Consider the following 12,508-nt stretch of genomic DNA (forward strand, 5'->3'; position numbering starts at 1 on the left):
CTGTAAAACGTCATAATGAATTTCATTATGTGTTCACTCGTGAGGCTTGATATTTTTTTACGTCCGGAGACGCTGATATCAATCCTGCGAGTGCCCACACAGATTGTCTGATAAATTGTTAAAGAGCAGTGCGAACAGTGCGTTAGCGTCCTGTCGCGAGGTGGCGTATATTACGCTTTCCTCCTGCAGAGTCAACCTCTATTTCAGAAGTTTTTCTCCGGCGGCGCAGTCTCCTGTGCCTTTCAACCCGCTTCCCGTTGCCGGTGTTCCGTGTCGATGGAGGCGCATTATAGGGAGTTCGCGCGGGCTGACAAGTGTTTATTACGAAAAGATTATCGTTCGCAGTAATTTTCATCAAATCGCGCTATTTCGCTACGATTTGCCTGGTAACTGTGCAAAATCATTGGCAAAAGTGCTTACCTGCTGCCAGTCCGTATACTCCACTTCTTTCGTCGAATCTGTCTCACCACCGGTCATGCGCATAATCAACTGGATCATGACGCGATCGAACCAGCGATAGCGCGGATAATAGAGCGCGCCTGCGAACACGTCACAGCAATCAGGCTGCCACGGCGAGTGTGCCAGGAACTTCTGCGTATAGGCATTGGTTTCAGGAGAGCGCTTCTCAGGTTTGCGCGCCGTCAGGTTCACCGAAAAGAAACCGCTGGTTCGCTGCTGCAACTCATGAAGGTGTTGTTTAACGAACTTATCGACGACCGGCTGAAAATGGCCATAGCGGATAGATGCGCCAATTAACACACGATCATACTGTGCCCAGTCAGGCAGAGTGGCATCCTGAATGTTCAGTACATCACACTGCTGCTGCTGGCGGATCACATCAGCAATAGAAGAGGCAATCTTCTTGGTTTGTCCGTCGCGAGTGGAATAGAGAATCAGCGCTTTCATGTCAGCATCCTTATTAATTATTCACGCCAGAAAGTAGGCGTGAACAGCACCAGCAAGGTGAATACCTCGAGACGCCCGAACAACATGGTGGAAATAAGAATCCATTTCGCCACGTCATTCATTGAAGTGAAGTTATCAGCTACGACCCCCAAGCCAGGGCCGAGGTTATTGAGCGTCGCGGCAACGGCAGCAAAAGCCGAGAAGTCATCAACACCGGTAGCGATGATCGCCAGCATGCTGATCAGGAACACCAGCGCATAAGCCGAGAAGAATCCCCATACGGCTTCAAGGATACGTTCCGGCAGCGCCCGGTTGCCCAGCTTAATGGTGTAGACCGCATTGGGGTGAACCAGACGCTTAAGCTCACGGTTACCCTGCTTGCATAACAGCAGTATGCGAATCACCTTCAGACCACCGCCGGTTGAACCGGCACAGCCGCCGATAAAGGCGGAGCACAACAGCAGTACCGGCAGGAACAATGGCCAGCGTGCGATGCTGTCGGTCGTGAATCCCGCAGTCGTCGCCATGGAGACCACCTGGAAAAAGGCCTGGTTCAGCGTCTGCCAGCCACTTTCATAGACATTATGGAACCAGAGCACCAGGGTACAGATCAACACCAGCGTCAGCTGAACGCCAATAAACATGCGGAACTCAGGGTCGCGCCAGTACACACGCAGATTGCGTCCGCTTAACATGGCAAAGTGCAGGCCGTAGTTACAGCCTGAGATCAGCAGAAACACCGCCACGATGGTATTGATGGTGCCACTGTTAAAATAGCCGATACTGGCATCATGGGTTGAGAAGCCGCCAATGGCGATAGTCGAGAAACTGTGGCCAATAGCATCAAACGCTGGCATTCCCGCCAGCCACAATGCCAGCGCACAGGCTATCGTCAGCAGGACGTAGATCAGCCAGAGTGTTTTAGCCGTCTCGGCGATACGCGGTCGCATTTTATTATCTTTCAGCGGCCCCGGCATTTCAGCGCGATAGAGCTGCATGCCCCCGACGCCCAGAATCGGCAGTATCGCCACGGCTAATACGATGATCCCCATACCGCCCAGCCACTGCAGCATCTGCCGATAGAAGAGAATCGCCTTAGGCAACGAGTCCAGCCCCACCAGCGTGGTGGCACCGGTGGTTGTCAGGCCAGAGAAAGATTCAAAGAACGCATCCGTCACCGAAAGATGCGGCTGTTCGGCAAAGATAAAGGGCATCGCCCCTACGCTGCCCAGCACCGTCCAGAACAGGACCACAATCAGAAACCCTTCCCGCGGTTTGAGTTCGGTTTTCTTTTTGCGATTCGGCCACCACAGCAGCGAGCCGATCACCAGCGCCATCATAAAAGTCTGGCTAAACGCCCGCCCTGCGCCATCGCGATAAATTAAGGCGACCAGGCCGGGCAAAATCATCGTCACTGAAAAGAGGATCACCAGCAGACCGACTATGCGGGTAATGGCGCGAAAGTGCATTCAGCCGTTCCTTTAAATAAAAGAGATGAACATCATGGTGTGAGCGGGATCAGCGATAACGCGCCCCGACTAAAGTCTGACAGATTTTTTTTGAACCCGTCGATCTGTCCGTAAGGTACAGCCAGCGTCAACGCAATACGATCCTGAAACTGGCTGTCGGTCACCTTACCTTCAAAACGCTGTACCAGCCGTTCAATATCACTGAGCTGTGCATAGTCACATTGCAAAGTGAACAGCTTCATCGGCACTTTGCGCTGCCGTGGCAGCTGCTTAAGCCCCTGCTGGACGCCACCACCATATGCTTTCACTAAGCCGCCGGTTCCCAGCATGATGCCACCGTAGTAACGCACCACCACAGCGGTAATCTCGCCAATATCCGCGCCCATCAGTTGCGCCAGCATCGGTTTCCCTGCCGTACCCGAAGGTTCACCATCATCAGAGAAACCGAGTTGCTGAGAATCATTCGGCGCGCCCGCTACCCAGGCCCAGCAGTGATGCCGGGCAGTGGGATGCTCGCTTTTAACCTGCTGGACAAACGCGCGCGCTGCCTCTGCACCCTCGGTGTGCGCCAGTAGCGTAATGAAGCGACTCTTTTTGATTGTCTCCTCACTGCTGCTTACTGGCACAGCGGGAATATCAAAGGCCTCCATCAGGCCAGATGCAGATCGCGGGTCATGTTCTCAACGCGATGCGCATGGATCACCACGTTATCCTCGATACGAATCCCGCCATAAGGCCGAAGCGCATCAATGACCTGCCAGTTAAAGTGCTGACTGAAACGACCTTCACGCAGCGGCTTCAGTAACGAATCAATAATATAGAAGCCCGGCTCAATGGTTAATACCATGCCCGGTTGCAGCACGCGGGTGCAGCGAAGATAAGGATATTGCGCTGGCGCGGCGAGATGGGTGCCCTGCTCATCCTGCATAAAACCGGCAACGTCATGGACCTGCAGACCCAGCGGATGCCCCAGGCCATGTGGCATAAACGGACCGGTCAGATCTTCAGCCACCAGCGCTTCTTCGCTGATTCCCTGAACCAGCTCAAACTTCAGCAACATCTTCGCAATACGCTGATGCATCTGAAGGTGGTAATCGGTGTAGCGTACGCCCGGTTTCAGCGTGGCTATCAGGGCCAGCTCTTCAGTGTTCATCGCCTCAACCATTCTGGCATAGAGCGAACTGCTCTGCGCCGCATAGCTGCGGGTCAAATCAGCGGCATAGCCAAGATACTCGGCACCCGCATCAATCAAAAAGCTATGGCGTTTCGCCGGTGGCTGATGATCCAGCCGGGTGTAGTGCAGCACCGCAGCGTGCTCATTCAGCGCAATGATATTGCCGTAAGGTACATCGGTGTCGCGATGACCGGTAGCGGTCAGATACGCCTGATTGATATCGAACTCACTTAAGCCCGCCGAGAACGCCTCTTTCGCCGCGCGATGACCGGCAACCGCCAGCTTCTGCGCCTGGCGCAGACAGGCGAGTTCATAATCAGTTTTGATGCTGCGATGGAAGTGCAGGAAGTCGATTACCGCTTTGGGATTAATATTGCCAGAGGCGATGCCGAGCTGAGATGCACGCGCGTTAACCGGGCCGATATAGGCGACGTTATCACGCTGTGCAGGCAGCAACTGCGCTATCTCATCCGCATTTTTCAGGCCGATAACGTCGACATCCCCGGTCCAGAAGCTATCCGGCAACGGTTCAACGTTATGCCAGTAATCCACCGGAGAGTAGAACCACAGTTTCGGTTTGTTCACCCCATCAATCCAGAGCCAGCAGTTGGGCACCTGCGTCACCGGCACCCAGGCCTTGAACTGCGGATTCACCTTAAACGGATAAGTGTGATCATCCAGAAACACCGTCAACAACTCACCGGAATGGATCAACATCGCATCCAGTTTATTGCGTGCCAGCACCTGCTGCGCCCGTTGTTGCAACGTGGCGATGTGCGCGTGATACAAGGTCTTCAGTGAATCCATTGACGTCTCTCCAGTGTCGCGAAATGGCCGCAGTTTAGCATACCCCTTGCGCAGATGCCGAAGTCGGCGCAGCTGTGATCTTGTTAGCAAATAAGCAAAGACCAGTTTGCAAAAAATTAACATCACTCCCACACTCACGATCATCTGGTATGACCAGATCACCTTTCGCGGTTTCAGGAGACGCACATGCTCTACCAAGGCGCTAACCTTACTCTTCACTGGCTGGACGATGGCATCGCCGAGCTGGTTTTTGACGCTACGGGCTCGGTCAACAAGCTCGATACGCAAACTGTCGCCAGCCTGGGCGAGGCAATAGCTGTGCTGGAGCAGCAGCCAGAACTGCGCGGCCTGCTGCTGAGCTCCGCTAAACCTGCATTTATTGTAGGGGCAGATATCACCGAGTTCCTTTCACTGTTTGATGCACCCACCGAAAAACTGAGCCAGTGGCTGAGTTACGCCAACAGCATCTTCAATCGTCTGGAAGATTTGCCGGTACCGACTCTGGCCGCCATTGACGGCTATGCACTGGGCGGCGGATGTGAATGCGTACTGGCAACCGATCTGCGTATCGCTACTGCGGACGCCCGTATTGGCCTGCCGGAAACCAAACTCGGCATCATGCCGGGATTTGGCGGCAGCGTGCGATTGCCGCGCCTGCTGGGCGCCGACAGTGCGCTGGAAATTATTGCGGCGGGAAAAGATGTCGATGGCAATGCCGCTCTTAAACTCGGTCTGGTCGATGCGGTGGTGTCTCGCGAGAAACTGCGTGAGGCGGGAATCACCATGCTCAAAGCCGCTGCCACTGATGGCAGCTGGCGCGCCCGCCGGGCCCCTAAGCTGGCTCCGCTGAAACTCAGCCCGATTGAAGCGGCCATGAGCTTCACTATCGCGAAAACCATGGTGCTGCAAACCGCAGGTAAACATTATCCCGCTCCGCTGATGGCAGTAAAAACCATTGAAGCCGCAGCCAGCCTTGGCCGCGATGACGCGCTGAAGCTTGAAACCGCAGCGTTTGTGCCGCTGGCCCAGTCTGATGAAGCACGCGCGCTGGTCGGCATCTTCCTCAACGACCAGTATGTGAAAGGTCTGGCGAAAAAGCGCGGCAGCGAAAGCGGCGCACCCGCTCAGGCAGCGGTACTGGGCGCAGGCATCATGGGTGGCGGCATCAGCTACCAGTCTGCGTGGAAAGGCGTGCCGGTCAGAATGAAAGATATTAATCCACAGGCGTTAACGCTGGGGATGAACGAAGCCAGCAAGCTGCTAAATAAGCTGCTGGAACGCGGCAAAATCGACGGCAACAAACTCGCCAGTGTGATCGCCACTATCCAGCCCACGCTGGATTACGCCGGTTTTGAACAGGCTGATGTGGTGGTTGAAGCGGTGGTAGAGAATCCGCTGATCAAGGCAAAAGTGCTGGCGGAAACCGAACAGCATCTGCGTGAAGATGCGATTCTGGCCTCCAATACCTCGACCATTCCCATCAGCCAGCTGGCGCAGGCGTTGCAGCGTCCGGAAAACTTCTGCGGCATGCACTTCTTCAATCCGGTACCGCGTATGCCGCTGGTAGAGGTGGTTCGTGGCGAGAAAACCAGTGAAGCGACCCTGAGCAAAGTGGTGGCCTGGGCCAGCAAAATGGGCAAAACCCCGATCGTAGTGAATGACTGTCCGGGCTTCTTTGTTAACCGGGTGCTGTTCCCTTACTTCGCCGCTTTCAGCCTGCTGCTGCGCGACGGCGCCGATTTCCGTCAGATTGATAAAGTGATGGAAAAACAGTTTGGCTGGCCGATGGGCCCCTCATGGCTGCTGGATGTGGTCGGCATCGATACCGCGCACCACGCGCAAAGCGTCATGGCTGACGGTTTCCCGGATCGTATGAAGCATGACTATCGTGATGCGATCGATCTGCTGTTTGATGCCGGTCGTTTTGGCCAGAAAAATGGCAAAGGCTTCTGGCGCTGGGAAGAAGATAAAAAGGGCAAGCTGACAAAAGTGGCTGATACCGAAGTGGATATGCTGCTGGAGCAGGTCTGCCAGCCTAAGCGGGTCTTCAGCGATGAAGAGATTCTGAATCGCATGATGCTGCCAATGCTGAATGAAGTAGTGCGCTGCCTGGAAGAGAAGATTATTGCCTCGCCAGCTGAAGCGGATATGGCGCTGGTCTATGGTCTCGGCTTCCCGCCTTTCCGTGGCGGCGCTTTCCGCTATCTCGATACCCTGGGCAACAGCAACGTGGTGGATCAGGCCCGGCGTTATAGCGCGCTCGGAGGCTTATATGCCCTGCCTGCGCTGCTGGTGCAGAAAGCCCATCAGCATGAAAGCTGGTATCCCGCCGCCAAACCGATTGATGAAGCCGCGCTGAAAAGCGCCTGAGGGCAAAAAGATGGAAAATGTGGTGATTATTGATGCGGTGCGCACGCCAATGGGACGTTCAAAAGGCGGCGCCTTTCGTCACGTGCGCGCTGAAGATCTCTCTGCGCACCTGATGCGCGAACTCCTGAGCCGCAACCCGGCGGTGAACTCGACATCACTGGACGATATCGTCTGGGGCTGCGTACAGCAGACGCTGGAACAGGGATTTAATATCGCGCGTAACGCCGCGCTGCTGGCCGAAATCCCGCATTCAGTGCCGGCCACCACCGTCAACCGACTGTGTGGCTCTTCAATGCAGGCGCTGCATGATGCGGCCCGCGCCATTATGGTCGGTGATGCGCAATGCTGTCTGATCGGTGGCGTGGAGCATATGGGACATGTGCCGATGAATCACGGCGTCGACTTTCATCCCGGTCTGGGCCGTACTGTGGCAAAAGCAGCAGGCATGATGGGCTTAACGGCTGAAATGCTGGCGCGAATGCATCATATCAGCCGTGAGCAGCAGGATGCATTTGCCCTGCGTTCACACCAGCGGGCCTGGCAGGCCACCCAGCGTGGGGACTTTGCAACAGAGATTGTCGCCACCTATGGTCACGACAGCGACGGCATTCTTAAACGCTATGACTTCGATGAGGTGATTCGCGAGGAGACCAGCGCCGAAGGACTGGCGGCACTCAAACCCGCCTTCGATCCGGTAAACGGCACCGTCACGGCGGGTACATCGTCGGCGTTGTCAGATGGCGCGGCCGCCATGCTGGTCATGAGTGAATCACGCGCCCGTGAGCTGGGGCTGACACCGCGCGCGCGCATCCGCAGCATGGCGGTGGTGGGCTGTGATCCTTCGATAATGGGCTATGGACCGGTACCGGCCAGCAAACTGGCATTGAAACGGGCGGGACTGAGCGTCAGTAATATCGATGTGTTTGAGCTGAACGAAGCCTTTGCCGCGCAGACGCTGCCCTGCATCAAGGACTTAGGTTTGCTGGAACGGATGGATGATAAGGTCAATCTGAATGGCGGCGCGATTGCGTTAGGCCATCCGCTGGGCTGCTCCGGCGCACGCATCAGCACGACATTGCTGAATATTATGGAGCGACGCGATGCCCGTTTTGGCCTCGCCACCATGTGTATCGGACTGGGTCAGGGCATTGCGACCGTATTCGAGCGTCTGTAATACGTTGAGTCTTACTTTGTCAGATTTACCCGCCGTAAACCGGCGGGTTTTTTCTGTCTGCTACAGGCTGCTACAGGGAATCAGATAAAGGCAAACGCATCGCCGTACATCTGTGACTCCACCGCGCCACGCTCGGCACAGAAACGATCGCGGGCAATCTTCGCCATCTCAAAACGTCCGGCGATGTAGATCTCATGCTCGCTCAGCGTACTGAAGTCCTGCATTACTGCCGTCAATACCGTGCCTGAACGGCCCTGCCAGCCCGCTTCAGGTTGCTCGACAACCGGAATCACCTTCAGGTTCGGGTGCTTCACCGCCAGCGCATCCAGCTCTTCCAGATCGTACAAATGCTTGAGCTCACGTCCGCCCCAGTAAATGGCGATATCGCGCTCTGGCTGTTCCGCCAGTGCAGTGAGCAGAATCGAACGGGCATAGGAGAAACCGGTGCCGCCTGCAATCAGGATCAGCGGCTTGCTGCTCTCTTCACGCAGCCAGGCATCGCCGTGCGGCATATCAACCGTAATCTGGCGATCGTTACGGATGCGATCCATGACGGCCATGGCATAGAGGTTCAGATCGGACGCGCCGATATGCAGCTCAATGATATCTTTTTCCATCGGCGTTGAGGCCAGTGAGAACGGACGCTTGTCACGCTCGTCCATCACTACCATCAGATACTGTCCCGCGCGAAAACTGAATTCCGCTTCAGGGATCAGGCGAACGCGATAGACCGTGTCGGTAATCGCCTCAACCGAAGTTACTTTACAGCTTAACGTTGTCATGCGTTCCCTCTGTCGGGTCGTCTTTATGGTTGTGCTCGCCATCAACGCTGTGGCGGCTGATCAAAAATACCTAGCTCATCCCAGATGGCATCAATGCGCGCGGTGACCGCAGGATCTTTGACGATAGGTGTACCCCATTCGCGCTGCGTTTCACCTGGCCACTTATTGGTCGCATCCATCCCCATCTTCGATCCCAGCCCGGAAACGGGCGAAGCGAAATCGAGATAATCGATTGGGGTATTTTCCACTAATACCGTATCGCGGGCCGGATCCATACGCGTGGTGATCGCCCAGATCACGTCGTTCCAGTCACGCGCATTAACGTCATCGTCACACACAATAACAAATTTGGTGTACATGAACTGACGCAGAAACGACCAGACGCCAAACATGACACGTTTGGCATGCCCCGCGTACTGCTTTTTAATCGTCACGACCGCCAGCCGGTATGAACACCCTTCTGGGGGCAGATAGAAGTCCACGATCTCCGGGAACTGCTTCACCAGAATCGGCACCAGCACTTCATTCAGCGCCACCCCCAGCACCGCAGGTTCATCTGGCGGACGGCCGGTATAGGTGGAGTGATAGATAGGCTTATGGCGCTGCGTAATATGCGTAACGGTAAACACCGGGAAGCTATCTACTTCATTGTAGTAGCCGGTGTGGTCGCCGTAAGGTCCTTCCGGCGCCATATCGCCCGCTTCGATATACCCTTCCAGCACGATTTCCGCGCTGGCGGGAACTTCGAGATCGTTCGAGAGGCATTTCACTACTTCGGTTTTATTGCCGCGCAGTAAACCGGCAAACGCATATTCTGACAGCGTATCAGGCACCGGCGTTACGGCCCCAAGGATAGTGGCAGGATCGGCACCCAGCGCCACCGAGACAGGAAAACGCTCACCCGGATGCGCTTTCGTCCACTCCAGATAGTCGAGCGCGCCGCCACGGTGCGACAGCCAGCGCATGATCAGACGATTTTTGCCGATCACCTGCTGCCGGTAGATCCCAAGATTCTGCCGCTCTTTGTGCGGGCCGCGCGTTACGGTCAGCCCCCAGGTAATCAGCGGTGCCGCATCGCCCGGCCAGCACTTCATCACCGGAATGCTCGTCAGATCGACTTCATCGCCGCTGAACACCTCTTCCTGACAGGGTGCATTGCGCAGGCGTTTGGTCGGCATGTTCAGGACCTGCTTAAACTGCGGCATCTTATCGAACAGATCGCGGAAGCCTTTTGGCGGCTCCGGCTCTTTCAGGAAGGCCAGCAGTTTACCCACTTCACGCAGTGCGCTGACCTCTTCCTGGCCCATGCCCATTGCCACACGCTTTGGTGTGCCGAACAGATTGCACAGCACCGGCATGTCGTACCCTTTCGGGTTTTCAAACAGCAGAGCCGGGCCACCGGCACGCAGGGTGCGGTCGGCGATTTCGGTCATTTCCAGTTCAGGATCGATCGACTGGGTAATGCGCTTTAGCTCACCGCGCTGTTCGAGCAGCGCGAGAAAGTCTCTTAAATCGTGATATTTCATGCGGCTTTAGCTTTCCGGACAGAGTGAATCGGCCATTATAGGTCTGATTAAGCGGTTATGCTGAGGTTTATATGGCAGCGTCATACGCACTGAAAGGGAACCAGCGGTTGTAACGCGCGGGCATCGTGATACCCCTGAATCGGCTCGCCGTGGCGAAACAGTTTAAAATCTTCGTTTCGCACGCTGTGATAGCGCAGCTGATTGTCGTGAACGTGCAGAAAACTGCCTTCACGCAGTGCAATCACCGACTCAGTCGGATTAACTGCACAGAACTCTGCCAGCCGTTCGTCACGGGTTTCGCCCATATGACTGCTGACGCTGGCATCCAGATAGTGGGGATTAATCTGCACCGGAAAGAGTCCCAGCGCAGGCAGCACCACGCTGCTGCGCACCGGCATATCGTTCGTGGTACGGATTGAGGGCGTCGCCACGTTGCAGCCTGCGCTCCAGCCGACATAAGGTACCTGCCGCTCCCGCACCGCGCGCTGAATCGCCCCGATCAGACCCTGCTCATGCAGCATCTGATTCAGGAACCACGTGTTGCCGCCGCTGACTAAAATCAGCTCTGCCTGCGCAATCGCTTCAGCCGGTGAGGCGAATGCCTGAACCCGCTCAACCTGAATGCCCAGTGAGGCACTGAGTTCGGCGGCGCGTTGCTGCTGATCGCCACGAATAATCGCATAGGGGATCAGTACCGCCGAGCGGATAGCGCGTCGGGCGATCATGGCGTGCAGCTGCGGCTGCGCATAGCCCAGCAGCGGCGCATCATCCGCCAGCTTGCCGTTGCTCAACAGAAAGAGTTCCATCAGAGGATCCTTTTGCAGATGTGATGGTCATTGAGTCTGATACAGAGCAATAGCAGACGTCAATTTTCAGTCACCTTTTCTGCTGCCATCGGGCATCTTAAGAAAAGTCTCAGTTTATTTTCTTTGCGGGACGCTTTACCCTGCCCCTGCGCTATAACTCTGGCAACAGGTTTGCTATTCTTAGCGTCCATTCAATGGGAGCAGTTATGGAATCCTGGTACTTACTCTATTGCAAACGTGGACAGCTACTGCGCGCGAAGGAGCATCTGGAGCGGCAGGAAGTGCATTGCCTCAGCCCGATGATCGCTCTGGAAAAGATCGTGCGCGGTAAACGCACCACCGTGAGTGAGCCACTGTTCCCGAATTATCTGTTTATCGAGTTTGATCCGGAAGCCATTCACACCACGACGATCAGCAGCACCCGTGGCGTCAGCCACTTCGTGCGCTTTGGCACGACGCCCGCGACAGTGCCTTCAGCCGTGATTGAAGCGCTGGAAACAGACGTCCCGCAAATCCTGCTTGACCCTGAAACGCCGCAAAGCGGTGATGAAGTGGTCATCACCGACGGGACGTTTGAAGGGCTGCGCGCTATCTTTGCCGAGCCGGATGGTGAAACGCGCTCAATTCTGTTGCTTAATTTGCTGAACAAGCAGGTAATGCGCAGCGTCGACAACAAGCAGTTCCGCAAGATTTAAGCCAGTCTGAATAACGTCCGCGCATTATGGTCGATGCGGGTCGCCAGTTCCTCAGCACTCTCACCACGCCATGTCGCCACCTGGTGCACAATATGCGGTAAAAAGCAGGGTTCATTACGGCGCGAAGTCGGGCGTGGACGCATGTCGCGCGGCAGCAGATATGGGGCATCCGTTTCCAGCAGCAGGCGATCGGCCGGAATCAGTGGCAGCAGCTCGCGCAACTCCAGACCACGGCGCTCATCGCATACCCAGCCCGTAATCCCTACCGATAATCCCATGCCCAGACAGGCTTCCAGTTCGTCACGCGTGCCGGTAAAGCAGTGGATTACCGCGCCAGGCAGTTTTGGCAGCCAGGGCGCCAGCACTGCAGCGAAACGCGCATGGGCTTCGCGGCAGTGCAGAAAGACCGGCATATTGAGTTCCGCCGCCAGAGCCAGCTGCGCATCAAACGCATACTCCTGCTGCTCATGAGCCGACAGATTGCGATTGAAATCGAGTCCGCATTCACCGATGGCAACCACTTCCGGTTTTTCAGCCAGGCGACGCAGGGTGCTGGCAATTTCCGTTGACCATTCGCTGGCATGATGAGGATGGACGCCCGCGGTAGACCAACAGAAGCCCGCTTGATCTTCAGCCAGTCGCTGAGCCTGCTGGCTCTCCAGCGCGTTAGTGCCGGTAATAAGCATGCCGGTGACGCCCGCATCACGCGCGCGTTTAACCACCTTTTGCCGGTCGGAGGCGAATTGCGTGCTGGTCAGGTTTACACCGATATCAAACATAATTTTTCCCACAGTTTATA

11 protein-coding genes are annotated in these 12,508 nt (G+C 55.8%); 3 read left to right on the forward strand and 8 right to left on the reverse strand.

Annotation, left to right across the window (positions count from 1 at the left end; genetic code table 11):
* Positions 1-372: 372 nt before the first annotated feature.
* Genes hemG through pepQ form a run of 4 tightly spaced genes read right to left on the reverse strand, consistent with a single transcriptional unit; the run spans position 373 to position 4,356 of the window.
* Positions 373-906 (reverse strand): menaquinone-dependent protoporphyrinogen IX dehydrogenase, encoded by a 534-nt coding sequence (hemG, locus tag GVJ63_RS18330; RefSeq protein ID WP_159227201.1) that lies wholly within the window; start codon positions 904-906, stop codon positions 373-375.
* Positions 907-923: 17 nt separating this feature from the next.
* Positions 924-2,375: a Trk system potassium transporter TrkH gene (trkH, locus tag GVJ63_RS18335; protein ID WP_010257200.1), complete on the reverse strand. Its 1,452-nt coding sequence runs from the start codon at positions 2,373-2,375 to the stop codon at positions 924-926.
* 32 nt (positions 2,376-2,407) lie between these two features.
* Positions 2,408-3,025 carry an IMPACT family protein gene (locus GVJ63_RS18340; protein ID WP_010257205.1) on the reverse strand — a complete coding sequence of 206 codons (618 nt, stop codon included), beginning with the start codon at positions 3,023-3,025 and terminating at the stop codon, positions 2,408-2,410.
* The gene (pepQ, locus tag GVJ63_RS18345; protein ID WP_122889811.1) at positions 3,025-4,356 is read right to left on the reverse strand and encodes a Xaa-Pro dipeptidase; all 1,332 of its coding nucleotides are present in this window, start codon (positions 4,354-4,356) and stop codon (positions 3,025-3,027) included. Before pepQ ends, GVJ63_RS18340 begins: the two co-directional genes overlap by 1 nt.
* A 186-nt stretch (positions 4,357-4,542) precedes the next feature.
* Between pepQ and fadB the strand changes: the two genes are divergently transcribed.
* Together fadB and fadA are read left to right on the forward strand one after the other, a co-directional pair.
* Positions 4,543-6,726, forward strand: a complete 2,184-nt coding sequence (gene fadB / locus GVJ63_RS18350) for a fatty acid oxidation complex subunit alpha FadB (RefSeq protein ID WP_159227202.1) — start codon at positions 4,543-4,545, stop codon at positions 6,724-6,726.
* A gap of 10 nt (positions 6,727-6,736) precedes the next feature.
* The gene (gene fadA / locus GVJ63_RS18355) at positions 6,737-7,900 is read left to right on the forward strand and encodes an acetyl-CoA C-acyltransferase FadA (RefSeq protein ID WP_159227203.1); all 1,164 of its coding nucleotides are present in this window, start codon (positions 6,737-6,739) and stop codon (positions 7,898-7,900) included.
* An 80-nt stretch (positions 7,901-7,980) separates the two neighbouring features.
* Here the strand turns inward: fadA and fre are convergent, their stop codons facing one another.
* From fre to pepE, 3 genes are all read right to left on the reverse strand, one after another.
* Positions 7,981-8,682, reverse strand: a complete 702-nt coding sequence (gene fre / locus GVJ63_RS18360) for an NAD(P)H-flavin reductase (protein WP_010257219.1) — start codon at positions 8,680-8,682, stop codon at positions 7,981-7,983.
* Between the two features lie 41 nt (positions 8,683-8,723).
* Positions 8,724-10,208 carry a 4-hydroxy-3-polyprenylbenzoate decarboxylase gene (gene ubiD, locus GVJ63_RS18365; RefSeq protein WP_159227204.1) on the reverse strand — a complete coding sequence of 495 codons (1,485 nt, stop codon included), beginning with the start codon at positions 10,206-10,208 and terminating at the stop codon, positions 8,724-8,726.
* 80 nt (positions 10,209-10,288) lie between these two features.
* Positions 10,289-11,014, reverse strand: a complete 726-nt coding sequence (pepE, locus tag GVJ63_RS18370) for a dipeptidase PepE (RefSeq protein WP_022624874.1) — start codon at positions 11,012-11,014, stop codon at positions 10,289-10,291.
* Between the two features lie 206 nt (positions 11,015-11,220).
* Here pepE and rfaH point away from each other — a divergent pair, with 206 nt between their 5' ends.
* Positions 11,221-11,709, forward strand: coding sequence for a transcription/translation regulatory transformer protein RfaH (rfaH, locus tag GVJ63_RS18375; protein ID WP_010257230.1), 489 nt, complete (start codon positions 11,221-11,223; stop codon positions 11,707-11,709).
* Here rfaH and tatD read toward each other — a convergent pair.
* Positions 11,706-12,488 carry a 3'-5' ssDNA/RNA exonuclease TatD gene (gene tatD / locus GVJ63_RS18380; protein ID WP_010257234.1) on the reverse strand — a complete coding sequence of 261 codons (783 nt, stop codon included), beginning with the start codon at positions 12,486-12,488 and terminating at the stop codon, positions 11,706-11,708. The two genes, rfaH and tatD, sit on opposite strands and share 4 nt — an antisense overlap.
* Positions 12,489-12,508: the final 20 nt, after the last annotated feature.

Source organism: Pantoea sp. 18059 (genome assembly GCF_902706165.1).
Taxonomy (GTDB): Bacteria; Pseudomonadota; Gammaproteobacteria; order Enterobacterales; family Enterobacteriaceae; genus Pantoea; species Pantoea agglomerans.

Bases quoted from the DNA above. Each gene is read 5' to 3' on its own strand.
- hemG (WP_159227201.1), bottom strand. From the start codon at position 906: ATGAAAGCGCTGATTCTCTATTCCACTCGCGACGGACAAACCAAGAAG.
- trkH (WP_010257200.1), bottom strand. From the start codon at position 2,375: ATGCACTTTCGCGCCATTACCCGCATAGTCGGTCTGCTGGTGATCCTC.
- GVJ63_RS18340 (WP_010257205.1), bottom strand. From the start codon at position 3,025: ATGGAGGCCTTTGATATTCCCGCTGTGCCAGTAAGCAGCAGTGAGGAG.
- pepQ (WP_122889811.1), bottom strand. From the start codon at position 4,356: ATGGATTCACTGAAGACCTTGTATCACGCGCACATCGCCACGTTGCAA.
- fadB (WP_159227202.1), top strand. From the start codon at position 4,543: ATGCTCTACCAAGGCGCTAACCTTACTCTTCACTGGCTGGACGATGGC.
- fadA (WP_159227203.1), top strand. From the start codon at position 6,737: ATGGAAAATGTGGTGATTATTGATGCGGTGCGCACGCCAATGGGACGT.
- fre (WP_010257219.1), bottom strand. From the start codon at position 8,682: ATGACAACGTTAAGCTGTAAAGTAACTTCGGTTGAGGCGATTACCGAC.
- ubiD (WP_159227204.1), bottom strand. From the start codon at position 10,208: ATGAAATATCACGATTTAAGAGACTTTCTCGCGCTGCTCGAACAGCGC.
- pepE (WP_022624874.1), bottom strand. From the start codon at position 11,014: ATGGAACTCTTTCTGTTGAGCAACGGCAAGCTGGCGGATGATGCGCCG.
- rfaH (WP_010257230.1), top strand. From the start codon at position 11,221: ATGGAATCCTGGTACTTACTCTATTGCAAACGTGGACAGCTACTGCGC.
- tatD (WP_010257234.1), bottom strand. From the start codon at position 12,488: ATGTTTGATATCGGTGTAAACCTGACCAGCACGCAATTCGCCTCCGAC.